We start from the raw sequence: 24,266 nt of genomic DNA, 5'->3' as shown, positions 1-24,266 counted from the left end.
CGACTGCCGCTACTGAGTTTCCTGCACTGTGAAGAGCGGCGCGCAGCATCCTAGCGAGCGGCGAGCAGCCGCCGTGGCACGGGAGGTTGATACCCTCCGTCGGTCTGCAGTTGGAACTCGGGTTAGCCATTTCAAAGTTGCGGCATGTTATTCCTGAGACGCTAGCGCGGTGACGCAATCGCTTATCGGGCTCGCCCGTGTGTCGACGACCCGCGTGGCCTGCCGGACCGCGGCCGACGTCGGTGCCGTCGCGGTGCTGTGCCTCGCGTTCCCGCTGCAGACGCCGGGGCGGCCGGACCGGCCGAGCCGACTGCCCGAGCTGGAGCAGGTCACCGTGCCGGTCCTCGTCGTGCAGGGGGAACGTGACCCCTTCGGCATGCCGCCGTCGGCACCCGGTCGGACGGTCGTCCCGGTCGCGGGCGACCACAGTCTCGGCAAGGACCTCCCGGCGGTCCGTTCCGCCGTCGCCGGCTGGCTCGCCGCGGTCCTCCCCGCCTGACCCTCCTCGGGCGGGCGGGTCGGGTCAGGCGAGGAGGCGGGCCGCGACGTCGTCGTCGAAGGGACCGACGACGACCAGCGAGCGCGGCGCGGCGGCGAGCTCCGCCGCGAGGTCGCGCACCTGCCCGGCGGTCACCTGGGAGATCCGGGCGATCAGCTCGTCCAGGCTGATCAGCTCGCCGTGGACGATCTCCGCCCGCCCGAGGCGGGACATGCGCGAGCCGTTGTCCTCGAGTCCGAGAACCATGTTGCCGCGCAGCTGGCCGACTCCCCGGCGGAGCTCCTCCTCGCTGATGCCCTCCTCGGCGAGGCGCCGCCACTCGGCGTCGAGCAGCTCGGTGACCTGCTCGACGTTGCCGGGTGCACACCCGGCGTACAGCCCGAAGGTGCCCGCCTCGGCGTAGGAGGACGCGAAGGCGTAGGTGGAGTAGGCGAGCCCGCGCTTCTCGCGGATCTCCTGGAACAGGCGCGAGCTCATGCCGCCGCCGAGCACGGTCGTGAGCACCGAGAGCGTGTAGCGGCGCTCGTCGCCGGCCGCGATGCCCGGGCCGCCGAGGAGGACGTTGGCCTGCTCGGTCGGGCGTCCCACGGTCACCGCGGAGCCGCGACCGGGCAGCAGGGCGGACTCCGGGCCGGGGACGACGACGGCGCCGGAGCCCGCCCGCGGCCCCCCACACGGCGGTCGCGGGCGCCTCCACCCGACCGCCGCGCACCGCGGCGAGCAGGTCCGCGCGCATGTGCGCCGCGTCGGAGTAACGGTCGTTGCGGTCCTTCGCGAGAGCCTTGAGGACCACGCGGTCGAGCACCTCGGGGATGTCCGGCGTGACGCTGGACGGGGTCTTCGGGGTCTCGCCGACGTGCTGGTACGCGACGGCCAGGGCCGAGTCACCGGTGAACGGGGGCTGACCGGTGAGCAGCTCATACAGGAGGCAGCCCGTGGAGTAGAGGTCGGAACGGGCGTCGACCACCTCGCCGCGCGCCTGCTCCGGCGAGAGGTACTGCGCCGTGCCGACGACGGCGTGGGTCTGGGTCATCGTGGCGGCGGAGTCGGTCATCGCGCGGGCGATGCCGAAGTCCATGACCTTCACCTGGCCGGTGGGGGTCAGCATGATGTTCCCGGGCTTGATGTCCCGGTGGACGATGCCCTCGCGGTGGGAGTACTCCAGCGCCGAGAGGACACCGACGACGATCTCCACGGCCTCCTCGATCGGCACGGGGTCGCCGCCGGAGAGGAGGCTGCGGACGGTGTGCCCCTCGACGTACTCCATGACGATGAACGGCACGGTGATGTGCTGGCCGCCGGCGGTGGCGACCTGCTCCTCGCCGGTGTCGTACACCGCGACGATGGAGGGGTGGTTCAGCGCCGCGGAGGACTGCGCCTCACGCCGGAAGCGCGCCTGGAACGTCGCGTCCCGGGCGAGGTCCGAGCGCAGCACCTTGATCGCGACGGTGCGGGAGAGGCGGTTGTCGTAGCCGATGTGCACCTCGGCCATGCCGCCGCGACCGATCAGCTCGCCGACCTCGTAACGCCCCGCAAGCACGCGCGGGATCTCGTCCACCACTAGTCGTCCTTCACTGAGATCGTGGGATAGGGAACCGCCGGACCTCCGGCGGCGGAGCTGTCGGCGCCGCCCAGACTACCCAGGGCGGCGGCGACCAGGATCGTGAGCACCAGCAGGATGACGCCCATCGCCCCGAGCCAGAGCCGGTCGGAGGCCAGCTCCGCCCAGGTGGGCAGCCGCCAGCGCGAGGCCGGGCCGGAGCCCGGGCGGGTGGCCGCGTCCCGGGACGCACCGCCGTCGGGCGCGGGCGTGCGACCCGGGTGCGCGGGGGTGCGACCCGTGCGCTCAGGGGTGCGCCCCCGGTCGCTCAGGGGTGAGCCCCGACGGCACGGGGACGCGAGCCGGGCGCCTGGCCGGGGAGCGGCCGCCGGACTCCCGGAGCTCGCGCCGGGTCTGTATCACGGGCACGGCGGGGGTGACGACGGCGGAGCGGGGGCCCGCTGCTGAGGCGGCGGCGGAGCAGGGGCCCACCGGTGAGGCGACGGCGGACGCCGAGGGGACGACGGCCCGGCTGGCACCGGTCGGCCGCGGGGGCCGGCGAGGCGGATCCTGCGCGCGGCGGACCGGGCGAGGGGCGGGGAGGCTGACGCGACGTCCATCCCGTCGCACGCTACCTGCCAGGGCCGCGCTCGCAATCGGCGGGGCGGGACGCGGCCGCGCAGGGCGGGGCGGGACGTGCCCGGGATCGGCGGGCGGGCTTGACGCGCTCATCGGGCTCAGCGGGCGTGAGGCTGGCCGACGGTCACGTCCGCGGCTCGGTTGCACGCCTCTCTCGAGGGCAGCGCCCTGCCCCACCGGTCCCAGCAATCTCTCTGGCCCCAGCAGTGACCTCCAGCCCGATGTTCGTGAGCGGACGCACACGCCCAGGCACCCTCACAGGCGCGCGAGAACGGCGTCGGCGCCTACCCTGGAGAGACCGAGCGGCCCGTCCGGCCGCCCTGACAGGAGCCGCTGCGTGACCACACTTCGCACGGGGCCCGCCGTCGCGGTGGGCAGCTCTGGGCCGACGACGGCACGGGTCGTGGCGCTCGACGCCGCGCGGGCTGTCGCGATCCTCGGGATGCTCGTGGTGAACGTGGGCCCCCGGGACGACACCGGGGCGGCGGCCATGGTGATCCGGGCCGCGCACGGCCGTGCGTCGCTGCTGTTCGTCCTCCTCGCGGGCATCGGGGTCGCCCTGCTCACCCGCCGCGCCCGGCAGGGCGGACCCACGAGACGGGGCACCCTGGTGTGGCGCTCGGCGTTGCTCCTGGTGTCCGGGCTGGCGCTGCAGCTCCTCGACCACGACGTGAAGGTCATCCTGCCGACCTATGCGGTGCTGTTCCTGGTCGCCGTCGCCGTGGCCCGCCTGCCGGACGCCTGGCTGCTGGTGTGCGCCGCCGGGGCGACGGTGCTCGGGCCGCTCGTCTGGATCGCCGGCCAGCGGGGCACAGACTTCGACATGGAGCCCGCGACCCTCGCCAACGCGCCGGCCGAGATCCTCTCCGCCGTGGTCCTCAGCGGGCCCTACCCCGTGGTGACCTGGGTCGCGCCGTTCCTCCTCGGGATGTGGCTCGGCCGCCGTGACCTGACCGACGCTGCGCTGCAGGTGCGGCTCGCCGTCGTCGGGGGCGGCTGCGGGGATCGGCGGGATGGTGGTCTCACGCGTGCTCGTCGGGCTGGTGGGCCAGCCGGGTGAGGAGGTGGGGCCGGACCGCCTGGTCTCCGCCGTCGCGCACTCGCAGATGCCGCTGTGGCTGCTCAGCGGGACGGGCAGCGCGGTGCTCGTCGTCGCCGTCGCGCTTCTTCTCGTGCCACGGGCCGGGGCCTGGGTCCGGCCGCTCGTCGCCGTCGGTCAGCTGTCGCTGACCGTCTACGTCGCGCACCTCTTCGTCATCGCGGCCCTGGTGCGGCCGGGCCCCGGGTCGGCCGCCGACGGCCTGGTGGTCTCGCTGGTGATCGGCGTCGCGGCCGTCGCCTTCGCCACGGCCTGGCGGGCGGCGTTCCGGCGCGGCCCCCTCGAGACGCTGCTGCGCGCACCGAGCCTCTGGCGGCGACGCGACGCCCAGGAGGCCCGACGGCCGTGGCACTCCGGTCGGCCGGCCCGGCCGTGCGGCGCGCTCGGGTCCGCCGTCGTGCCGTCGCGGTGACCCGCCACGAGACCCGTCCCGGCGGGCCCGTAGGGTGGGCTCATGCACGGTGAGTACAAGGTTCCCGGGGGGAAGCTGGTCGCGGTCGACGTCGACGTCGAGGACGGGCGCCTCGCCCGCGCCCGGCTCTCGGGCGACTTCTTCCTCGAGCCCGACGACGCGCTGGAGGACATCAACTCCGCCCTGGACGGCATGCCCGAGACGGCGTCCTCGGCCCAGCTGGCCGCCGCGATCGAGAACGCCGTCGACCACGGTGTCAGCTTCGTCGGTTTCAGCCCGGAGTCGGTGGGGATCGCCGTCCGCCGGGCGCTGGGTCACGCGACGAGCTGGCGCGACCACACCTTCGACGTCATCCACGGCGCACCCGTGCACCCGGCGCTCAACGTCGCGCTCGACCAGGTGATCCCCGAGGAGGTGGCCGCCGGCCGCCGCGGCCCCACCATGCGCATCTGGGAGTGGAACGCCCCGCTGGTGGTCATCGGCTCCTTCCAGTCCGTCCGCAACGAGGTCGACAGCGAGGCGCTGGAGCGTCACGGCATGTCCGTGGTGCGGCGGATCTCCGGCGGTGGGGCCATGTTCATGGAGCCCGGCAACTGCATCACCTACTCGCTGGTGGTCCCCGAGTCCCTCGTCGAGGGCCTCAGCTTCGAGCAGTCCTACGCGTTCCTCGACGACTGGGTGCTCGGCGCGCTGGCCGACGTGGGGGTGAAAGCCCGGTACGTACCGCTCAACGACATCGCCTCCGAGCACGGCAAGATCGGCGGCGCCGCACAGAAGCGGTTCGCCTCGGGCGTGGTGCTCCACCACGTGACCATGAGCTACGACATCGACGCGGACAAGATGCTCGACGTGCTGCGCATCGGCCGCGAGAAGCTCTCCGACAAGGGCATCAGGAGCGCGAACAAGCGCGTGGACCCGATGCGGTCCCAGACCGGGATGGCGCGCGAGGACATCGTCGCCGCGTTCGTCGCACACTTCCGCGGCCGCTACGACACCCGGATGTCGGACTACCGGCCCGACGAGCTCGCGCGTGCGGAGGAACTCATGGAGACGAAGTTCCTCAGCGACGGGTGGACCTACCGCGTGCCGTGAGCCCGGCGCGGCCGGCCCTGGCGGGCGGGCCGCGCGGCGCCGTCGGGCGGCGTCCCGCGCGCGCGGACCGGCGCGCGGGCCGCCGTCGTCCGCGGGTACGTTGCGGACCATGACGGACGACAACCGGACGATGCGCGAGCGGATGCTGGCGGGCGAGCCCTACATCGCCGACGACCCCGAGCTGGCCGAGCAGAACCAGCGGGCCCTGGACCTGATGGACGCCTACAACGCGACGTCGGTGCGGCAGGGACCGCTCCGCCGTCGCCTGCTGGAGGAGCTGCTCGGGTCCGTCGGGGAGCGCACGGAGATCCGTCCGCCGTTCTACGTCGACTACGGCGCGCACATCACCGTCGGGGCGCGGACCTTCGCCAACTTCGGGCTCGTGGCGCTCGACGTCGCCCGGATCACGATCGGCGACGACGTGCAGATCGGGCCGAACGTCCAGCTGCTCACGCCGACGCACCCGATCGAGCCCGGACCGCGACGGGACAAGTGGGAGGCCGCAAAGCCGATCACCATCGGGGACAACGTCTGGCTCGGCGGCGGGGTCGTCGTGTGCCCGGGCGTCACGATCGGCGAGAACACGGTGGTCGGCGCGGGCGCCGTCGTCACCAGGGACCTGCCCGCCAACGTGGTCGCCGTCGGCAACCCGGCGCGGGTCGTGCGGGAGATCGGCGACTGACCGGACCGGTCTCGGCCGGGGCGCGCCCCGCCGGGCAAGGGCCCTCCTGCCCAGGAGGCCACCCGCCGGCGCTCCCATACTGGCGAAAGGGGCTGCGCGGCCCCGCCGTCGTGCGATCGGAGCGACTCGTGGAGCTCGGCATCTTCTCCCTGACCGACATCCGTGCGGCGGTCGACGGCGGACCTCGCCCCACCCCTGGCCAGCGGCTGGACGACGTCGTGGCGTACGGCGTCCTCGCCGACCGGCTGGGCCTCGACGTCTTCGGCGTCGGGGAGCACCACAGCCACGACTTCGCCGTGTCCTCGCCGGCGCCGGTGCTCGCGGCGGTGGCGCGGGCGACCGGTCGCGTTCGGCTGGTCGCGACCGCCACCGTCCTGACCGCGCACGACCCGGTGCGGGTCTACCAGGACTACGCCACGCTGGATCTCCTCAGTCACGGGCGCGGCGAGATCGTCGCGGGGCGCAGCGCGTTCGCCGAGCCCCTGCTCCTCTTCGGCGTGGACCCGGACCGGCTCGACCAGGTCTACGGGGAGAAGCTCGACCTGCTGCTCCGGTGCCGTGACCACGAGCGCGTCACCTGGACGGGCACGTCACGGCCGGACCTGCTGGACGCCGAGGTGCCCCCGCGCCCCTGGGCCGACCCGCTGCCGGTGTGGGTGGGCGTCGGCGGCTCGCCGACCAGCGCCCTGCGTGCCGGCGACCTCGGGCTGCCCATGATGCTCGGTCTCGTCGGCGGCACGCTCGACAACGCCCGCCGCCTGGTGGACACCTACCGTCTCGCCGGCGAGGAGGCGGGCCACGACGCGACGACCCTGAGGGTGGGCCTCGCCGCCTCCCTCTACGTCGGGGCCGCCACCGCGTTCGCCCGGGAGGACGTCTACCCGTACTACCGCCGCTACCTCTCGGCCGGGCCGGGCCGCGCGGGCGGCTGGGACGTCAGTCGCGACCAGATGAACGACCTGTCCGAGCGCGGCGGAGCGCTCCTCGTCGGCGGGCCCGAGCAGGTGTCGGCGAGGATCCTCGACCTGCACGAGCGGCTCGGCGTCGACCGGTTCCTCGGGCAGGTCGACTTCGGTGGCATGCCGCGCGCGATGGTGGAGGAGTCGGTCGGACGGTTCGCCGAGGAGGTGGCCCCCGCCGTCCGGGCGGCCGTCGGCTGACCGGTTCGGGCGCCGCCGTGCGACGGACGGGCGGCCAGACCCTGACGGGGCGGTCCGGCCGCCGCGCCCGTGGAGCCGGCCGAGGACGAGCAGACCGTCGACACCGGCGAGCCGGCCGACGGCGGGGAGCCGGCCGCCGCCGCGGGCGACCTCCTCCCGCTGGGGCAGGCCGCCGAGATCGGCGACTACACCATCACCGTGAACGGCCTGAACCTCGACGCCGACGACGCGATCGCCGAGGCGGACGAGTTCAACCCGCCGGCGGACGGCCGCTACGTCGTCGCCGACGTCTCCGTCGTCTACAACGGCGCGGAGGAGGGCAACCCGTGGATGGACCTGTCCTACATCTTCATGGGCTCCGACAACGCCCAGTACGACGACGGCACCTGCATGGCGATCGAGGAGAACTCCGTCGTCAACGTGCCCACGCTGAACACCGGCGGCGCCGCCGACTACAGCGTCTGCATGGACGTCCCCGTCGAGGCGATCGAGGGCGGCAGCTTCGCCATCGAGCCGCTCTTTTCCCTCGACGAGTCCGACCGGGCCGTGTGGGCGATCAACTGACCCGGCCCGCGGCTCGCTGAGCCGTCACGAGCGAGGCGCCGGAGGATCTCCTCCGGCGCCTCGCTCTTTCGACCTCGGCGATCGCCTCGGGCGGCGTCTTCCTCACCCGGCGTCGAAGCGCTCCTCGCCCTCCTGCTCGGGGCTGTCGACCGGCGCGTCACCGGTCTGCTGCTGGTCCTTCGACGTGCCCGGGGCGTCCTCCTTGAGGTGCTGCGTGGACTCGTCCTGCTCCGGTGTCTGCTCGCTCATGCCCCCAGCGCACCACGTCGGGCGCGGCCCCGCACCCGCTGGCGGCAGGCCCAGCGGCCGCCTGACCCGGGCGTCAGCGTGCCGTCCGCCCGCAGGCAGGAGGAGCGGGTCGGGTTGCGCGGGCGGACCATGGTGCCGTGCCCGCGCCTACCCACCGCCGCCCCCGTGGCCGCCCGCGGTGGCGCCCGACGCGAGGGCGGCGTTCATCGCGTCGATCGCCTGCCTGACCGCCTTCCCGGCCCACTCGCCCTCGGCGATCTGCTTCGCCCTCGCCCGCAGCTCCCGCTTGGTCAGGCCGAGCGGGACGGGATCGACGACCTTGTGCACGGCGCCCAGCGCCGCGAGGAGCGAGATCAGCGCAGCGGTGCGCGCGTCGGCGGCCGCACCGACGCGCAGCGCCTCGACGAGGCGCGCGCGGACCGCGGACTCGGGGACGGCGTTCTCGGTGGGCCAGCGGCGGGTCGGGAGGAGGCCGAGCACCCTGCCGTTCTCGGCGCGGAGCACACCCGCTGCGACGAGGCGGTCGTAGAGCCGGGGGCGGATCTTCTTGCCGAGCTTGGTCACCACGGTGCGAGGCTTCTTACCCTCCTTGGCGACGACGGCGGCCAGGGCCTCGTCGAGCAGGTCGTCGCCGGTCCGGGTGGCGTTCCTGACGATCAGACGCCCCTCCCGGACGCGGTCGTCCGGGCCGGCGACGTCGACGAGCTCGCGGTGGGCGAGCTCGACCAGGAGGGCGCCGCCGAGCGCCACGTCCACCTCCGCGCCGGAGACCAGCAGCTTCCCGGTGGCATCGTCCGTGACGGCGAGCAGCAGGTCTTCTGCGACGAGCATGCCTCGAGCGTAGCCAGCCCGTCGGAAGCGTTGCCAGCCCCTTCGCCCTACGTGCCCCACCTACCGAGGGGCGGGGCAACGACCTCGCACGGGGCGCCCGCGCGAGCCAGCCGTTGGTCGGTGGTCACGAGCGGGACGCCCCGTTCCGCCGCGAGCGCGACGTAGAGGCCGTCGAGCACACGGAGACGCCCCCGGAGCTCGAACGCCGTCCTGAGGTGCGCAGCGGTCGGCGGGACGATCTCCTGCGGCAGCGACGCGACGGCCGCGAGGGCGTCGGCCGCGGCGTACGCCGTGAGCACCTCCGCCCGCTCCAGCCGCGCGAGAGCCGACAGCGCCTCGGCGGGCTGGTGCGCAGGCGCGACGACCTCGTGCCCCTCGAGCTGCCCTGCCGCCCACACGCCGTGACGCTGGTCGGCGACGATCTCGACGAGCGCGGAGGCGTCCAGGACGATCATGCGCCGAACTCCCGGCGCACCTCGTCCATGAGGCTCCCGACGTCCACCTGCCGCTCGGCACGCGGGGGCCGGGCGCGCTCCCGCGACACCCAGTCGGCGACGTCGGCCGTCCGCAGTGCGCGCTCCACCGCCTCCTGCGTCACCGCCGAGAGGGAGATGCCTCGCTCCCTCGCGCGACGGTACAGCTCGTCGGGCAGGTAGACGCTCACCTTCGGCATGCCCCCAATGTACCCCCGCCCGTCGTCATGGCCGGTCCCCAGGCCGCCCGGTCCGGTCGTCCTCCGCCACGTCCGCCGACGGGTCGGCCGTCGTCCCGCCGTCGGCCGTTCCGGTCACGTAGTCGGCGAGCAGGTGCGCGGCGTGCCGCTTGAGGTTGCCGCGGGCGCGGTCGTACATGGCCGTCATACGCGGGTCGGCGTGGCGGGCGGCGATCTGGACGTCGCGCAGCGAGGCGCCGGCGTCAAGGGAGAGCGTGACGAAGGCGTGGCGCAGCACGTGCGGGTGGACGTGCTTGCCGAGGGCCCGGTCCCCGAGCTCGCGGATCCACCGGTAGGCGCTGATCCGGGTGAGCCGGGTATCGCTCGGCCGCAGCAGCAGCGGGCCCGCCGCCCGGTCGCCGGCGGCGGCGTCGACCGCCTCGGCCACCGGGGGCGTGAGCGCACGGACGCGAGGCGGTCCGTGGCCCTCACCGTGCGGCCCGGGTGGGCCGAGGTCCGCGTCCGCGACGGCGGGCCGGGGTTCGACCCCGGCACCGTCCCGGCGGGCCGCCTGGGCGTGCGCGGGAGCATCGTCGGCCGCATGTCCCGGCTGCCGGGCGGCTACGCAGAGGTGCGCTCCACGCCCGGGGCGGGCACCGAGGTCGTGGTGGGGTGGCGGGCGTGAGCGGTCGCGGTCCGGCGCGGCCGGGACTTCTGACGCCGTCACACCCGAGCTCCGGCTCGCGGGTGTTCCGGGGTGGGCGGTGGTCCTGTGCTACGTCGGCTGCAACCTCTTCCTCGTGGCAACCACATCGCTCGGAGCCGGCCCGTTGTGGCCGCAGGTCGTGGCACTGGTGGTGTTCGCGGCCGCGGCGGTGGCCGCCGCCCTGCTCCCCGAGCGTCGGCTGACCCGCCCCGTCACGGCCGTCCTCGCCGTCGTGCCCGGGACGCTCGCGCTGCTCGTGTCCTGGTCCATGCCGACCGACCGGTTCCCCGGCTACGCCGCCTGGCACCTGGGCGCGGGCACGTTCGTGCTGTTCTTCCTCGCGGCACGCGTGCGTCCCGTCTCGGCGTGGTGCGGGATGGCGGGCCTGCTGGCGGTGACGCTGGCGTGGGTGGACACGACGGGCCAGACCTGGGCGGGGCTGCCCGACCTGCTGCTGACCCACCTGAGCCTGCTGGTCATCGGCACCCTGGGCGGCGTCGTGCTGCAGCGCGCCACCCGGCAGGCGGCCTGCCTGGCCGCACGCACCCACGCCCGCAGGGTCGCCCAGGCGGCCCGGCTCGCCGAGGCCGCGGAGCGTAGCCGCCGCGTCGCGGGGCTCGAGAGGACGGTGCGGCCGACGCTGGAGCGCCTGGCGGCCGGGCACGTTCCCGGGCCGGAGGAGCGCCGGGAGCTCGCGGCCCTCGAGGCTGAGCTGCGGGACCGGATCCGCGGCGCCGCGCTCGACGTCCCGGCCGTCGTCACCGCCGTACGGGCGGCAAGGCTGCGAGGCGTGGTGGTGGAGGTCATGGACGACGGCGGACTCGCCGTGGTGCCGGACGCGGCCGCGGTGCTGGCGCCGATCCCGGCCCTCCTGGGCGCGGCCGAGGAGGGCAGGGTCGCCGTGCGGATCCTGCCGCCCGGGCGGCCGGCCGTGGTCTCCGTCGTCGTGGAGACGGCGGAGGGCACGGTCCGCTCGACGATCGACGCTGCGGGCCGGCTGCAGCACGCCGACCTCGTCGCTCACGGCCCGGCGAGCACCACGTCCTCACCGGTCAGCGAGAGCCGGAGGCCGCCGTCGGCCGGGGCGACGTCGACGAGGGTTAGCCCGAGCGGCAGGTCGGGCACGTCCAGGTCCAGGTCGAGCAGGTCCTCCCCCACCAGGGGCGGTAGGTCCTCGACGTCGATCTCCGCGCCGCCGAGCAGCACACGCGTGACCCGCACGCCGATCCCACCGTCGCGGACCTCCGGCCCGGCGACGAGGGCCAGCTCGACCCCGAGCACCTCGGTGGTCAGGTGCACGCCGTCCGGGGCGGAGGCGACGGTCACGCCGGGCACCCTCTGGCGCACCATCTCCTGCAGCGCTTCGTCGGGCAGGGTCCCGACGAGGTCGAGCCGGCCGGCCTTGTTCGGGGACCCGACGGTGACGGCGCGCGCGTGCGCGGTGACGTCGACGAGGCGCACGCCGTCCGTGGCGACCGCGTCGGCCGTCGCGCGGACGCTGTCCAGCTCGCCGGCCGCGGCCTGCGTGAGGAACGGGAAGCCCTCGACCGTGACGTCCGGCTCCCCTGTGACGTCCACCGCCGCCGACAGCTCGCGCGCGATGCTCTCCTCCGCGCTCGCGTGCAGGATCCGGTCGACGGCGACGGCAGCCGCCACCAGGAGGGCCGCCGCGACGAGCGCGGCGAGGAGACGGCGCATGACGTCCACCGTAGGGCGTTTCGAACTACGACGTCCCGAACGACTGCGATATCCCTGTCATTCTGGAAGCATCAAGTATTCCGGGGGGGAAGGAGAGGCCGCAGTGACGGTGCGCGTAGGGATCGTCGACGACCACCAGTCGGTGGTCCTCGGTATCGAGGTGGCTCTCGGGCGTGATCCCGCGTGCGAGGTCGTCGGATCGGCCGGCACCGTTGCGGAGCTCCTCGCGCTCGGTCAGGACATCGACGTCACCATCCTCGACCTCAGGCTCGCGGACGCCACGCACCCCGGGGAGAACGTCCGCGCACTGCGCGCGGCGGGCATGCGCGTGCTCGTCCTCACCGCCGGGGACGACCCGCACGCCATCCGGCTCGCCGCCGGCGCCGGCGCCGTCGGGGTGCTCCAGAAGGCGGCGCCGGTGGAGACCATCGCGGCGGCCGTGGTCGCGGCCACCCAGGACGAGACGGTGCCCTCGGCCACGTGGGCGGCCGCCATCGACGGCGACCCCGACCTCGACTCCGCCGGCCTCTCGCCGCGCGAGGCGGAGGTGCTGGCCCTGTACGCCGCCGGCGAGAAGACCGTGCGGGTGGCTCGCGCTCTCGGCATCAGCGAGCACACGGTGATCGAGCACCTGCGCTCCATCCGCACCAAGTACGCGCGGGACGGCCGCGACGCACCCACGAAGGTCGATCTGTACCGCCGGGCCGTCGAGGACGGCTTCCTCCCGGCCCCTCGCCGACGCCTCCGGTAGTCCGGCCGGCACCGTCCCGCCACGCACCGGCGTGCCGGCCCTGTGTAGGGTCGGATCCGATTCGTGGAGGTGATCATGGACGGCGGGAACGATCTGGAGCGTCAGGCGGCCGACCCGAGCACGCCGTTGACGACTCTCCAGCACCTGGCGCAGCACCATCCGGAGCTGCGCGCGACGATCGCCGAGAACCCCTCGACCTACCCTGCGCTCCTCGAGTGGCTGGGAAGGCTGCGCATGCCCGACGTCGACGCGGCTCTCGCCCGGCGAGCGGCACGCGCCGCGGCCGCCGGGGCCGCGGCGCTCGAGGCTGCGGCCTCCGCGTGGGAGCGTGCAGCGGAGCTGACGCGGGACCCAGCGGAGCGGGCCGACCGGCTCTACGCCGCCGCCCGGGCGGCCTGGCTGGCGGGACAGGGGCAGCGCGCACGGCGGTTGGTCGACATCGCGATCCCCGGCGCCGGCGATCCCGGCTCCCGCGCGGACATGGTGCGCCTGCGGGCGCGGATCGAGTGGAACACCGGCTCCCTGCCGCTGGCCCACCGGATGATCATGGAGGGCGCGGCGCAGGTGGCCCCGCACGACGTCGACCGTGCCCGCGAGATGGCCATGTTCGGCGCCGCTGTCGCGTCCTTCGGCGGCGACTCTGGAGTGGGCATCGACCCGGCCTCCCTCGCGTTCGCCGACGCCGCCACCACCACCCGCACCCGCGCCTTCGCCGACCTGCTGCTCGGTCTCACGCACGTCAACGAGGGCGACTGGGCCGCCGCGGCACCGCCGCTGCGGGCGGCCTTCGCCATCACCGAGGACCTCGACGACGAGAACCAGGACCTGCTGCCGAACCTCGGGATCGCCGCGGTCCACCTCGGCGACGACGCCGGCGTGCGGCGGCACCACGAGCTCCTGCTCGCCCGCGCGCGGAGCACGGGCGCGCTGCTCATGGTGCTGTACTCGCTGACCCGCCGGACGTCGGCGGACGTCACCATGGGCCGGTGGCGTGAGGCGGAGGCCGGCTCCTCGGAGGCGGTGCAGCTGGCCGACACCCTCGGGCAGGCCGGGCTCGCCGCGATGCCGCTCGCCTGGCTCGCCCTGCTCGCCACCCTCCGCGGCGACCCGTCCCGTTCCGAGCTGCTGACCCGCGCCGAGGAGACGGCGGCCAGGCACCCCACCGGGATCACCGCCAGCACGGTGGCGGACCTGCTGCGCTGGTGCCGGGGCGTCGAGACCGCCGCGCGGCCGGACGTCGCGCTGCACCACCTCGAGCAGATGGAGCTCGGCGGCATCCGCCGGATGGCGGCGCTCGACCGGATCGAGACCGCGGTGCGCGCCGGCCGGCCGGGCCTCGCGGCCGCGTGGGTGCGAGATCTCGAGGAGTTCGCGACGGCGACCGCGCAGGCGTGGCCCGCCGCCGCGGCCGCCCACGGGCGCGCGCTGCTCGCGGACGGTGCCGACACCGAGCACCACTTCGAGACCGCGCTCGCCCGTCACGCGGACTCGCCGCGCGTCGTCGACCGTGCCCGGACAGAGCTGGCCTACGGCGAGTTCCTGCGGCGCGGGAGGACCTTCGGCGGGTCGCGTCGCGGTCACCGCGCCACCTCGAGGCCCGCCAGCTGCTCCGCGAGATCCGTCACGGCCGGCACGTTGCGCACCCCGGCCTCCGTCGCCGGGAAGGGCACGACCAGGTACCGCTCCTCCTGCACGGCGGGCAGCGAGGCCGTGACCGGGTTCCCCGCGAGCGCGGCCTTCTTGTGCTCGGCGGTGTTCCACGCGGCGTCGACCAGCACGATGACGTCCGGGTTCGCCTGCGCCACCGCCTCCCAGCCGAGCGACGTCCACGTGTCCTCCACGTCCGCGGCGACGTTCTCGAGCCCGACCGCGTCCATGATCATCTGCGGGGCGCCGATTCCGGCGCGACGTACGGGACGTCCTCGCCGGAGGAGTACCACAGCGCGGTCAGCCCGGCGTCGGACGGGACGACGGCGTCGAGCTCGGCCCTCTGCCCGGCGACCAGGCCGGCCGCCGCGTCGTCCTCGCCGAGCATGCGCCCGACCTCGGTGATCTCGTCGAAGACCAGGTCGAACGTGAGCCGTTCCGGCCGGTGCTCGGCCCCCTTGCACGCCGACGGCGAGACGTACGTCGCGACGCCCAGGTCCTGGTACATGTGCCGCTCGCCGGCGCCGTCGGCACTGAGGTTGGACTCCCACCCGGCGTAGAGGAGGTCCGGCTCGAGCTCGAGGACGGCCTCGGTCGAGGGGTTCTTCTCCGCCAGCACCGGCACGTCCGCGGTCGAGGTGAGGTCGGCCGGCGCCGGCCCGTCGGCGAAGGCGGTCCCCACCAGCCGGTCCCCGGCGCCGAGCGACAGCACCATCTCGGTGGCCGAAGACTTGATGGTGACGATGCGCTCGGGCGGAGCCTCGAGCGTCGCCTCCACGCCGCACGAGGACACGGTCACCGGGAAGCCGCCCGCCGTCGCGCCGGAGGGCGCCGCGCCGTCGGTGCTGCCCGAGGACGACGCCGCCGCCCCGGCTCGTCGTCGACGAGCAGGCGGATCAGCTTGCCGTTGGTGACGTTGACGATGGCCTGCCCGGCCTCCGGGTAGCCGTAGCCGCCCTCCGGGTAGGGCAGCGGGTGGTGCTCGAAGACGCCCGAGACGTACGTGCCGGGGGTGACGTTCGGCTCCCCTCGTCGAAGTTGCCGCGCAACCCGATGTGGCCGTTGGACAGCGCGAACACGGACTCGGTCTGCCCCAGGTGCTCGAGGTCGAGCTCCCTCTCGCGCAGCACCCACGGGTCGCGTCCGAGATCGGCATGTCCCTTCACAGCAGCTCCTCCAGCTCCTTCACGACGACGTCGGCCCCCGCCGCCCGCAGCGCGTCGGCCTGCCCGAGCCTGTCGACGCCCACCCCCGCCATCACAGGCCCTCGGCGGGGCCGCCGACCCGTTCCGCCGTCGGGCACCTGGCCGATTCCCGGACCGTGCTCGCCGAGCCGGATCTCGCCGGCGGCCGCCACCTGGTCCTCGGGGGGACATGTGCTCCCCGCGGGCGCGCTCGGCGGCGGTGAGCACCGGGGGGCCGGTCGCTGACGTGGCGGTCCTCGGAGGAGAGCCACACGGGCCGCGCCGGCCGCTTGCTCACGGGGGCGAAGATCCGCGCGAGCTCGGTCTCGTTCAGCGTCTCGTGCTCGAGCAGCTCGAGCACCAGGTGGTCGAGGACGTCGCGGTAGGTGTTGAGGATCTCCCACGCCTCGTCGTGGGCGGCCTCGATGAGGCTGCGGACCTCCTCGTCGACGATGCGCGCGATGTCCTCGGAGTAGTCGCGCTGGTGGCCGATGTCGCGGCCCAGGAACGGCTCGCCCTGGGTCTGGCCGAGCTTGATGGCGCCGACGCGCGAGCTCATGCCGTACTCGACGACCATCTTGCGGGCGATGGCGGTGGCCTTCTCGATGTCGTTGGAGGCGCCCGTGGTCGGGTCGTGGAAGACGATCTCCTCGGCCACGCGACCGCCCATGGCGTAGGCGAGCTGGTCGAGCAGCTCGTTGCGCGAGGTGGAGTACTTGTCCTCGCTGGGCATGACCATGGTGTAGCCGAGGGCGCGGCCACGCGGCAGGATCGTCACCTTGGTGACCGGGTCGGTGTAGCGCAGGGCGGCGGCGGCCAGGGCGTGGCCGCCCTCGTGGTACGCCGTGACCTTGAGCTCCTTCTCGTTCATCACGCGGGTGCGCTTCTGCGGGCCCGCGATGACCCGGTCGATGGCCTCGTCGAGGGCGCGGTCGTCGATGAGCTGGGCGTTGGAGCGCGCGGTGAGCAGCGCGGCCTCGTTGAGCACGTTGGCCAGGTCCGCGCCGGTGAAGCCGGGGGTGCGCTTGGCCACCATGTCCAGGTCGACGCCCGGCGCCATCGGCTTGCCCTGGGCGTGAACCTTGAGGATCGCGGAGCGGCCGTGCAGGTCGGGCGCCTCGACGGCGACCTGCCGGTCGAACCGGCCCGGGCGCAGCAGGGCCGGGTCGAGCACGTCCGGCCGGTTGGTCGCGGCGATGAGGATGACGTTGGTGTGGACGTCGAAGCCGTCCATCTCGACGAGCAGCTGGTTCAGGGTCTGCTCGCGCTCGTCGTGCCCGCCGCCCATGCCGGTGCCTCGGTGGCGGCCGACGGCGTCGATCTCGTCGACGAAGATGATGGCCGGCGCGTTGGACTTGGCCTGCTCGAAGAGGTCGCGCACACGGGAGGCGCCGACGCCGACGAACATCTCGACGAACTCGGACCCGGAGATGGAGAAGAACGGCACGCCGGCCTCGCCGGCCACGGCACGCGCGAGGAGCGTCTTGCCCGTCCCGGGCGGGCCGTAGAGCAGCACGCCCTTGGGGATCTTGGCGCCGACGGCCTGGAACTTCTCCGGCTCGGCGAGGAACTCCTTGATCTCCTGGAGCTCCTCCACGGCCTCCTCCTCGCCGGCGACGTCGGCGAAGGTGACCTGGGGGTTCTCCTTGTTGACCATCTTGGCCTTGGACTTGCCGAACTTCATCATGCCGCCGGCGCCGCCCTGGGCCCGGGAGAGCAGCCACCAGAAGACGATGAAGATGATGACCATCGGCAGCATGAACGTCAGCAGCGACGTCCAGATGGACGTCGTCGGCACCACGGAGTTGTACCCCTTGTCGGGGTCGGCCGCCTCGACGGCCCGCACCACCTGGTCACCCTGGGGCGCGACGTAGAAGAACTCCACGCTCTCGCCCTTGTCCACGGTGCCGCCCTCGCCGTCGTCGGCCTCGAAGGGCTCGGACAGCGTCAGGCGCACCCGCTGGGCGCCCTCCGTGATCTCGACCTGCTCGACGGTGTCCCCCCCTGAGCAGCTCGAGGCCCTGGGAGGTGTCGATGCGCTGGGTGCCGGACTGCCCCAGGAGGGACCATCCCAGGGAGATGAGCACGAGCATGATCAGGATCCAGACGAGTGGACCCCGCAGCAGATTCTTGGCGTTCATCGAGTGTGGGCTAGGCCCTCGTCCCTCCTGGGTCGCGCGGTTTCCACGACGGTATACGACAAACCTGACCGTGGGCTGGGTGCTGGCTCGATGTTCGCGCAGGGCGGTACGGCTCCTCGCACGGGCGCAGGGCGGTACGGCTCCTCGCACGGGCGCCGGGCCGGGCCGCCGTCGGCGGGCTGGTCAGCCGCCGTAGACGTGGGGGGCGAGGGTGCCGACGAACGGGAGGTGCCGGTACCGCTCGGCGTAGTCGAGCCCGTACCCGACGACGAACTCCGGGGCGATGTCGAAGCCCACGTAGCGCACGTCGACGTCGACCTTCGCCGCCTCCGGCTTGCGCAGCAGCGTCGCGATCTCGACGGACGCCGGGCCGCGGGAGCGCAGGTTGGCGAGCAGCCAGGACAGCGTCAGGCCCGAGTCGATGATGTCCTCGACGATCAGGACGTCGCGCCCGTGCAGGTCCGTGTCCAGGTCCTTGAGGATGCGCACGACGCCGGAGGACTTGGTGCCGGACCCGTAGGAGGAGACCGCCATCCAGTCCATCTGCACCGGCAGGTGAAGCTTGCGGGACAGGTCGGCCATCACCATCACCGCGCCGCGCAGCACCCCGACGAGCAGGACCTCCCGGCCCGCGTAGTCGGCGTCGATCTCGGCGGCCATCTCGGCCAGCCTCGTGTCGATCTGCTCCTGCGTGAGCAGCACCTTCTCCAGGTCCTGCCCCATGTCCTGCGCGTCCACTCGGATCTCCTCGCTGTGCTACGTCCGTGCCGGGCCGACCGGAGCGCCCGGGTCGTCCGGGTGGTCCGGGCCGTCCGGGCCGCGCCGGCCCGGCGCCAGAGTTAGCCTGCCACACCGACGGCGCGCGACCACCGGCCCGGGCAGCGGCACCGGCCCCTGACCGTGGTACCGGGTGACGAGCGCGTCGAGGGCCTCGACGTGGACCGCCGTGGCGCGCGGCGTCGCGCGGGAAGGCACGGCCCGCAACTGGGCGACGGTGACGAAGCTGCTGGAGATGTGCCGCGCCGTCGGCCGTTGACGCCGTCCGCGCCCCGGCCCCTTCTCAGCGGGCCGGCGCAGGCCCCAGCACGGCGGCGACGGCGGAGTACACCAGACGCTCGAGCGGGCCGCGGCCGAGGAAGCGGCGCCACAGCCACGCGCCGGCGAGCGCGACGACGATGAACCACACCAGCACGGCGTTCGACTCCGGGTACCAGACCACCGCGTTGCCGAGGACGGAGATCGCGACGATGTGGAACGAGTACACGCTCAGGGTGGCGGCCCCCGCCGCAGCGACCGGGGAGAGCACCGCGGACGCCGCCCGTCCGGCCGCCGTCCCCGGCCCGGTGAGCAGCAGGCACACGCCCACCACGGCGATCGAGGTGCCGCAGTTCCCGACGACCTCCAGCGTGGAGTCGTCGTGCGCGGCGGCGCTGGCGAGGCGGACCATCAGGGGCGAGGCGTCCGGGCCGAGCGCGTCGAGGACCAGGCGGGAGGTGCCCCACGCGGCCGCGGCGAGGACGGTCCCGGAGCCGACGAGCGCCAGCTGGACCCGGACGGAGCCCAGGTTCGACCGGCCCACGAGCATCCCGAGCAGGACGTACGCGAGGAAGATCAGCGCCGGGTACGCCCCGGTCGCGAACTCGTCCATCGGCAGCTCGACCGGGTCCGCCATCCCCGTGAGCCGGGCGGCCACGCTTGCCCCGCCGCGTTCCAGCGGGGTGGTGAGCAGGAAGATGACGGCCGGGGAGACCACGGCAGCCGTCACCGCACCGAGCAGCAGCGAACGGCGGTCCGCCCCGAGGAACGGCAGGGCCAGCACGAACATCGCCGCGTACGCCGGCAGGATCACCAGCACTGGGGTGCCGAGCAGCACCAGCACCACGCCGATCACGAGCAGCACCCCCGCCCGCACGAGGGTCGCCAGCCGCGCCCGGGTCAGCGCGAGCCCCGACGGCGGCACCTGACGGCCGTTGGCGAGCGCGAGCGAGACGCCGGCCAGCAGCGCGAAGAGCGCGGCGGAGCGGCCGTCCGCGACGACGAACCACTCCGGGGTCGTGCCGGCCGCCCGGTCCGTCGTCGCCGCTGCCGTCGAGGCAGTTGCCGCTTCGCCCGCCGGCTCGCCGGCGTTGCCGGCGGCCCCGCCTCCGCCGGCGGCGCAGGCCGTCAGCACGAGAAGAGCCAGCCCGTTCGAGACGCACGCGAGCAGTCGACGAGTAAGCGGTGGGCGCACGGCATCTCCTTCGGGGCGGTGGATAAGCCGAACCTATCCGGAGGCGGCCTTCCGGGATGGCGGAATCGAACACTGTCCGGACCCTGGCGCCGGGCCACCCGCGCTTCTGCCGTCCCCGTCCCGCTGGTCAGGCGCGGCGAGCAGATAGGTGGTCTGGTGCCTGTAGCAGCGGAGAACCGCCCTTAGAGGCGGCCCACATGGAGGCCTCAGCCGTCGAGTTTGATGGCCACCATTCCTGTCACAACCGCTATCCCGTTGACGGTGGCCACATCGAATGGCAAATGGCCATTCAATGTGTCAGGTCACAGCCGCGTCAGCGAAGCAGCTTCGACATCCGCCGGTCGGCGAGGACCTTCCCGTCCGTCTGGCAGGTCGGGCAGTACTGCAACGAGGAGTCGGCGAAGGAGACCTCCCGGACGGTGTCGCCGCACACGGGGCACGCCTGTCCGGCCCGGCCGTGCACGCGCATGCTGCGCCGCTTGCTGTCCTTCAGCTCCGCCGCCGGCTTGCCCGAGGCCTGCTCTACGGCGGCGGCCAGCACCTCGTGGATCGCGTCGTGCAGCCGTGCGGCGGTCTCGTCGTCGAACGACCTCGTCAGGGCGTAGGGACTGATCCGGGCGGCGTGCAAAATCTCGTCGGAGTAGGCGTTGCCGATGCCGGCGATCACCGACTGGTCCCGCAGCAGCCCCTTGACCTGCTGGTTGCGGGCGGCGAGCAGCAACCGCAGGCGCTCGACCGTCAGGTCGGCCGGATCGACGCCCAGCGTCGCGACCGCCTCGACAGCCTCGGGCCGCGGGACCACGTGCACCGCGAGCCGCTTGCGGGTGCCGGCCTCCGTCAGGTCGAACCCCGCGCCGTCGTCCAGGCGCACCCGCAGGGCGATCGGCGACCGGCCGGGACGGAGCATCGCCTTCGGCACGGTGTCGTACCAGCGCAGCCACCCCCGCCTTGGCGAGGTGGAAGACCAGATGGACCGGCTCGCCGTCGCCGGTGGTGAGATCCAGCCACTTGCCGTGCCGGGCGACCGCGGTGATCTCGCGGCCGACCAGGTCGGTGGGGGCGGGGGAGAAGGTCTTCAGGGCGCTGACGGCGCCGATCTCGACGGCTGCGACGGTGCGGCCGACGGCGCGCTCGCGGAGGAAACCGGCGAGTCCCTCCACCTCCGGCATCTCGGGCATGGCCCCATCCTGCCCTGCGGCGGCCGACCGCGGCAGCGGAAGGCGCCACACGGTGGGCCTGCCGGTCCCGGCGTGTCCCCGCACCGGGCCGGGAGGCTTGCGTCCGGTGCCGGCCGTGGGCGTCGGTAGGCTGGCCCGCGTGCTGATGAAGATGTCGTCCCTTTTTCTGCGGACCCTGCGGGAGGACCCGGCCGACGCCGAGGTCGCCAGCCACCGCCTCCTCGTGCGGGCGGGCTACATCCGCCGGGCCGCGCCCGGGATCTACTCGTGGCTGCCGCTCGGCCTGAAGGTGCTCGCCAAGGTCGAGCAGGTCGTGCGCGAGGAGATGGACGCCATCGGCGGCCAGGAGGTGCACTTCCCGGCGCTCCTCCCCAAGGAGCCCTACGAGGCGACGGGCCGCTGGGTCGAGTACGGCCCGAACCTCTTCCGGCTGCAGGACCGCAAGGGCGCCGACTACCTCCTCGCCCCGACCCACGAGGAGATGTTCACCCTCCTGGTCAAGGACCTGTACAGCTCCTACAAGGAGCTGCCGCTCGCGCTGTACCAGGTGCAGACGAAGTACCGCGACGAGGCGCGTCCGCGCGCCGGTCTCATCCGTGGTCGCGAGTTCATCATGAAGGACGCGTACTCCTTCGACGTGGACGACGCCGGGCTCGAGCGTTCCTACAACCTCCAGCGGCAGGCCTACCAGCGGATCTTCGACCGGCTCGGCCTCGAGTACGTCATCGTCCGGGCCATGAGCGGTGCCATGGGCGGGTCCCGGAGCGAGGAGTTCCTCCACCCGACGGCGATCGGCGAGGACACGTTCGTCCGCTCGCCGGGCGGGTACGCCGCCAACGTCGAGGCCGTCACCACCCCCGTGCCGGACCCGCTGCCCTTCGACGGCCTGCCCCCCGCCGAGGTGCTCGACACCCCGGACTCCCCGACGATCGACACGCTCGTGGACGCCGCGAACCGGCTGCACCCGCGCGAGGACCGGGCCTGGACGGCGGCGGACACGCTCAAGAACGTCGTCCTCGCCCTGAGCCACCCCGACGGCACCCGCGAGGTGATCGCCGTCGGCCTGCCGGGCGACCGGGAGGTCGACCTCAAGCGGCTCCAGGCCGCGGTCGAGCCCGCCGAGGTCGAGCCCGCCACCGAGGAGGACCTCGAGGCGCACCCCGAGCTCGTCAAGGGCTACATCGGCCCCGCCGTGCTCGGCCCCAACGGTGCGCCGCGCGAGAGCGACGACGACGGCAGGCCGGTGGCCGGCACGGGCGCGATCAGGTACCTCCTCGACCCCCGCGTGGTTCCCGGCACCTCCTGGATCACCGGCGCCGACGCCGAGGGCAGGCACGTCTTCGGTCTCGTCGCGGGCCGCGACTTCACCGCCGACGGCACCATCGAGGCCGCCGAGGTCCGCGCCGGCGACCCCGCGCCCGACGGTCCGGACCCCTCGAGCTCGCCCGCGGCATCGAGATCGGCCACATCTTCGCCCTGGGCCGCAAGTACGCCGAGGCCCTCGACCTCAAGGTGCTCGACCAGAACGGCAAGGCCGTCGTCGTCACCATGGGCTCCTACGGCATCGGGATCACCCGCGCGCTCGCCGCGCTGGCCGAGGGCAACAACGACGAGAAGGGGCTGGTCTGGCCGATCCAGGTGGCGCCGGCCCACGTGCACGTGCTCGCCACCGGCAAGGGCCAGGAGATCTTCGACACGGCCGACGGCCTCGCCCGCGAGCTCGAGGCCGTCGGCGTCGAGGTCCTCTACGACGACCGGCAGAAGGTCTCCGCCGGGGTGAAGTTCGCGGACGCCGAGCTGCTCGGCGTACCGCTGAGCCTCGTCGTCGGACGGGGACTGGCCGACGGCGTGGTGGAGATCCGCCACCGGGCCGGCGGCGAGCGGGAAGAGGTCGCGCCCGACCTGGCCGTCGCGCGACTGCGCGAGCTCGTCGACGACGCACTCGCCGGCTGACGACGGGCCGGACGGCGACCACACCTCCCGGCCGTGCCCGGCCTGCTACCCTCGGCGGCGACCTCCTCCACCGACCAGGCCACGTCCGCCGGCACGGACACCGACGGGGAGGTCACCATCGCCGAGAGCGCCTCGGAGGTCAGCGAGGTCACGTCCACCTGGGGCAGGGCCTGGGTGGACCCGGACTCCGGGGCGGCGGCCGCGGTGGACGCGGCCATCGTGATCGCCAGGCCCGAGGACGCCACCGTCAGCAGCGAGCGGCGGGCCGCCGGCCCGGAGACCAGGGACGAGAGCGGGGTGGACGGGCGCCGGGCGGCGCGGTGCCGCGCGCGGGCGGCAGCGGTCATGGCGGTGCTGGTCAAGACGAAGGCCTCTCCTGGCTGCCTACGAGGTGAGCTGTCGGGTTCGGGCGGGAGAACGCCCGGCACGCCCCGGCCACCGGCCGGCCACGCGCTTCACCCCAAGACCCGGACCAGAAGCCCGGGCCACGAACACTGGGTCCCCCGTCCCTGCCGCGGGATCTCGCACCGACCCCGGGCGGCGGCAGGGTTCGGCATCCCGCCCGGAGACTCCACGAGGAGGGTTCGTGGAGCGGTGCAGACGTTAGCGCGTCGGTACCACCAATGTCACGTTTGGGTCACGGACTGTGGACGACGGTTTCGCGGGAGGCCCGGAATGCTGCGGGAACCGACGCGGTGAGATCCGTCACGCCGGCGTGTCTCCCGACGGGGTGGCTCGTCACGGCGGGCTTCCGACGCGACGGTGCGGGCTGGTTATCGCGGGCTGGGTGGGCCGATCCGGGCCGGCGACGAGGTGCGGGCGACGGCCACGCCTGCGCGGTGGCACGTTGAGCCTGGAGCGGCCGAACCCGACCCGGGCCGGCGACGGGGTGCGGGCGACGGGCGCGCCTGCTCGGTGGCACGGTGAGCCGCGAGCGGCAGAACGTTGGAGCGGTTCGGCCCGGACGGGCCCGGGAAGCACGATCGGGTGCCCGCCGCAGAAGCGGGCACCCGATCCGAGTGCGGAGGATGGGGGATTCGAACCCCCGAGGGCGTTAACCCAACACGCTTTCCAAGCGTGCGCCATAGGCCACTAGGCGAATCCTCCTGGGAAAGACGCCTTGCGGCGGACTTTCGAGTGTCGAGGATACCCGACCGGGCGCGGGGCCTCGACCACGGCGGCGTGGGCCGCGGGGTGGGCTTGGTCACCCGTGCGCACAGGTGCGCGGCGGTCCGTTAGACTTGTCGGCGACCCCTCGTGCGGCGTCATCTTGCCGAACTCCCCCAGGGCCGGAAGGCAGCAAGGGTAGGTGAGCTCTGGCGGGTGCACGGGGGGGTCCTCTCATGCCCGTGCGCGGCT

At 73.9% G+C, this 24,266-nt stretch carries 23 protein-coding genes, 1 tRNA gene, 1 other RNA gene, 6 pseudogenes and 1 riboswitch; of the genes and pseudogenes, 11 read left to right on the top strand and 20 right to left on the bottom strand.

Translation table 11 applies throughout. The features are described 5' to 3' along the window. The first annotated feature begins 169 nt into the window (after positions 1-169). Positions 170-499, top strand: a complete 330-nt coding sequence (locus DA06_RS19320; RefSeq protein ID WP_418605771.1) for an alpha/beta family hydrolase — start codon at positions 170-172, stop codon at positions 497-499. Between the two features lie 24 nt (positions 500-523). On the opposite strand, the pseudogene DA06_RS19315 reads toward DA06_RS19320, so the two are convergent. The 3 genes and pseudogenes from DA06_RS19315 to DA06_RS19305 form a co-directional block, all read right to left on the bottom strand. After that, positions 524-1,132, bottom strand: a pseudogene (locus tag DA06_RS19315) (M16 family metallopeptidase); the annotation flags it as partial. Between the two features lie 28 nt (positions 1,133-1,160). After that, positions 1,161-2,060 (bottom strand): annotated as a pseudogene (gene pknB / locus DA06_RS19310) (Stk1 family PASTA domain-containing Ser/Thr kinase); the annotation flags it as partial. Then, a complete protein-coding gene (locus tag DA06_RS19305; RefSeq protein WP_418605770.1) occupies positions 2,060-2,188 on the bottom strand; it encodes a hypothetical protein in 129 nt (42 codons plus the stop codon). The pseudogene pknB and the gene DA06_RS19305, both read right to left, overlap by 1 nt. An 827-nt stretch (positions 2,189-3,015) precedes the next feature. Here DA06_RS19305 and DA06_RS19300 point away from each other — a divergent pair. The 6 genes from DA06_RS19300 (at position 3,016) to DA06_RS19275 (ending at position 7,687) form a co-directional block, all read left to right on the top strand. Beyond that, positions 3,016-3,738: a heparan-alpha-glucosaminide N-acetyltransferase domain-containing protein gene (locus DA06_RS19300; RefSeq protein ID WP_418605769.1), complete on the top strand. Its 723-nt coding sequence runs from the start codon at positions 3,016-3,018 to the stop codon at positions 3,736-3,738. Continuing rightward, entirely contained in the window at positions 3,692-4,189 is a 498-nt protein-coding gene (locus tag DA06_RS19295; protein WP_418605768.1) for a DUF418 domain-containing protein, read from the top strand. The genes DA06_RS19300 and DA06_RS19295 overlap by 47 nt, the downstream gene beginning before the upstream one ends. A gap of 42 nt (positions 4,190-4,231) precedes the next feature. Next, positions 4,232-5,281 (top strand): lipoyl protein ligase domain-containing protein, encoded by a 1,050-nt coding sequence (locus DA06_RS19290; protein ID WP_043503247.1) that lies wholly within the window; start codon positions 4,232-4,234, stop codon positions 5,279-5,281. A gap of 109 nt (positions 5,282-5,390) precedes the next feature. Next, positions 5,391-5,963, top strand: a complete 573-nt coding sequence (locus tag DA06_RS19285) for a sugar O-acetyltransferase (RefSeq protein WP_043503243.1) — start codon at positions 5,391-5,393, stop codon at positions 5,961-5,963. A 128-nt stretch (positions 5,964-6,091) separates the two neighbouring features. Beyond that, complete coding sequence (locus DA06_RS19280; protein ID WP_418605767.1) at positions 6,092-7,123, top strand: LLM class flavin-dependent oxidoreductase; 1,032 nt, start codon at positions 6,092-6,094, stop codon at positions 7,121-7,123. Between the two features lie 69 nt (positions 7,124-7,192). Beyond that, positions 7,193-7,687, top strand: a complete 495-nt coding sequence (locus DA06_RS19275; RefSeq protein ID WP_043503234.1) for a hypothetical protein — start codon at positions 7,193-7,195, stop codon at positions 7,685-7,687. A gap of 102 nt (positions 7,688-7,789) precedes the next feature. On the opposite strand, the gene DA06_RS19270 is transcribed toward DA06_RS19275, so the two are convergent. The 5 genes from DA06_RS19270 to DA06_RS19250 form a co-directional block, all read right to left on the bottom strand. Next, complete coding sequence (locus tag DA06_RS19270; protein WP_418605766.1) at positions 7,790-7,936, bottom strand: hypothetical protein; 147 nt, start codon at positions 7,934-7,936, stop codon at positions 7,790-7,792. A gap of 147 nt (positions 7,937-8,083) precedes the next feature. Beyond that, positions 8,084-8,767 (bottom strand): GOLPH3/VPS74 family protein, encoded by a 684-nt coding sequence (locus DA06_RS19265; protein ID WP_043503232.1) that lies wholly within the window; start codon positions 8,765-8,767, stop codon positions 8,084-8,086. 47 nt (positions 8,768-8,814) lie between these two features. After that, positions 8,815-9,222 carry a type II toxin-antitoxin system VapC family toxin gene (locus DA06_RS19260; protein WP_043503229.1) on the bottom strand — a complete coding sequence of 136 codons (408 nt, stop codon included), beginning with the start codon at positions 9,220-9,222 and terminating at the stop codon, positions 8,815-8,817. Further along, positions 9,219-9,440 carry a type II toxin-antitoxin system CcdA family antitoxin gene (locus DA06_RS19255; RefSeq protein ID WP_043503227.1) on the bottom strand — a complete coding sequence of 74 codons (222 nt, stop codon included), beginning with the start codon at positions 9,438-9,440 and terminating at the stop codon, positions 9,219-9,221. Before DA06_RS19255 ends, DA06_RS19260 begins: the two co-directional genes overlap by 4 nt. Positions 9,441-9,465: 25 nt before the next feature. Next, positions 9,466-9,867 carry a tyrosine-type recombinase/integrase gene (locus DA06_RS19250; RefSeq protein ID WP_418605765.1) on the bottom strand — a complete coding sequence of 134 codons (402 nt, stop codon included), beginning with the start codon at positions 9,865-9,867 and terminating at the stop codon, positions 9,466-9,468. Positions 9,868-9,900: 33 nt separating this feature from the next. On the opposite strand from DA06_RS19250, the gene DA06_RS19245 reads away from it, so the two are divergent. After that, positions 9,901-10,104, top strand: a complete 204-nt coding sequence (locus DA06_RS19245; protein ID WP_043503220.1) for an ATP-binding protein — start codon at positions 9,901-9,903, stop codon at positions 10,102-10,104. 312 nt (positions 10,105-10,416) lie between these two features. Here DA06_RS19245 and DA06_RS19240 read toward each other — a convergent pair whose 3' ends face one another. Further along, a complete protein-coding gene (locus DA06_RS19240) occupies positions 10,417-11,091 on the bottom strand; it encodes a hypothetical protein (protein ID WP_043503215.1) in 675 nt (224 codons plus the stop codon). A gap of 54 nt (positions 11,092-11,145) precedes the next feature. Next, a complete protein-coding gene (locus tag DA06_RS19235) occupies positions 11,146-11,823 on the bottom strand; it encodes a DUF2993 domain-containing protein (protein WP_043503223.1) in 678 nt (225 codons plus the stop codon). A gap of 103 nt (positions 11,824-11,926) precedes the next feature. Between DA06_RS19235 and DA06_RS19230 the strand changes: the two genes are divergently transcribed. Continuing rightward, entirely contained in the window at positions 11,927-12,574 is a 648-nt protein-coding gene (locus tag DA06_RS19230; RefSeq protein ID WP_043503213.1) for a response regulator transcription factor, read from the top strand. Between the two features lie 374 nt (positions 12,575-12,948). Here the strand turns inward: DA06_RS19230 and DA06_RS19225 are convergent, their stop codons facing one another. From DA06_RS19225 to DA06_RS19185, 9 genes and pseudogenes are all read right to left on the bottom strand, one after another. Beyond that, entirely contained in the window at positions 12,949-14,022 is a 1,074-nt protein-coding gene (locus DA06_RS19225; protein ID WP_418605762.1) for a hypothetical protein, read from the bottom strand. Between the two features lie 129 nt (positions 14,023-14,151). Further along, positions 14,152-14,936 (bottom strand): annotated as a pseudogene (locus tag DA06_RS19220) (putative F420-0 ABC transporter substrate-binding protein). Between the two features lie 80 nt (positions 14,937-15,016). Continuing rightward, entirely contained in the window at positions 15,017-15,193 is a 177-nt protein-coding gene (locus DA06_RS19215) for a hypothetical protein (RefSeq protein ID WP_418608103.1), read from the bottom strand. After that, positions 15,118-15,300 carry a hypothetical protein gene (locus DA06_RS19210; RefSeq protein WP_418608101.1) on the bottom strand — a complete coding sequence of 61 codons (183 nt, stop codon included), beginning with the start codon at positions 15,298-15,300 and terminating at the stop codon, positions 15,118-15,120. The genes DA06_RS19215 and DA06_RS19210 overlap by 76 nt, the downstream gene beginning before the upstream one ends. Positions 15,301-15,478: 178 nt before the next feature. Further along, positions 15,479-17,546: pseudogene (gene ftsH, locus DA06_RS19205) on the bottom strand (ATP-dependent zinc metalloprotease FtsH). A 183-nt stretch (positions 17,547-17,729) separates the two neighbouring features. After that, positions 17,730-18,284 carry a hypoxanthine phosphoribosyltransferase gene (hpt, locus tag DA06_RS19200; RefSeq protein WP_043503200.1) on the bottom strand — a complete coding sequence of 185 codons (555 nt, stop codon included), beginning with the start codon at positions 18,282-18,284 and terminating at the stop codon, positions 17,730-17,732. Between the two features lie 18 nt (positions 18,285-18,302). Then, the gene (locus DA06_RS19195) at positions 18,303-18,521 is read right to left on the bottom strand and encodes a hypothetical protein (protein WP_418605760.1); all 219 of its coding nucleotides are present in this window, start codon (positions 18,519-18,521) and stop codon (positions 18,303-18,305) included. An 85-nt stretch (positions 18,522-18,606) separates the two neighbouring features. Then, entirely contained in the window at positions 18,607-19,776 is a 1,170-nt protein-coding gene (locus tag DA06_RS19190; protein WP_418605758.1) for a heparan-alpha-glucosaminide N-acetyltransferase domain-containing protein, read from the bottom strand. Between the two features lie 313 nt (positions 19,777-20,089). Next, a pseudogene (locus DA06_RS19185) lies at positions 20,090-20,954 on the bottom strand (Fpg/Nei family DNA glycosylase). 151 nt (positions 20,955-21,105) lie between these two features. Between DA06_RS19185 and DA06_RS19180 the strand changes: the two are divergent. Continuing rightward, positions 21,106-22,907, top strand: a pseudogene (locus tag DA06_RS19180) (proline--tRNA ligase). Between the two features lie 366 nt (positions 22,908-23,273). Further along, positions 23,274-23,444, bottom strand: a riboswitch (cyclic di-AMP (ydaO/yuaA leader). Positions 23,445-23,929: 485 nt separating this feature from the next. On the opposite strand, the gene DA06_RS19175 reads toward DA06_RS19180, so the two are convergent. Then, positions 23,930-24,014, bottom strand: a tRNA-Ser gene (locus DA06_RS19175). 139 nt (positions 24,015-24,153) lie between these two features. Here DA06_RS19175 and ffs point away from each other — a divergent pair. Then, an RNA gene (gene ffs, locus DA06_RS19170) (signal recognition particle sRNA small type) lies at positions 24,154-24,251 on the top strand. Positions 24,252-24,266 lie beyond the last annotated feature (15 nt).

The organism is Georgenia sp. SUBG003, from assembly GCF_000715355.2.
Taxonomy (GTDB): domain Bacteria; phylum Actinomycetota; class Actinomycetes; order Actinomycetales; family Actinomycetaceae; genus Georgenia.
This window is presented reverse-complemented; position numbering and strand designations above follow the sequence as displayed.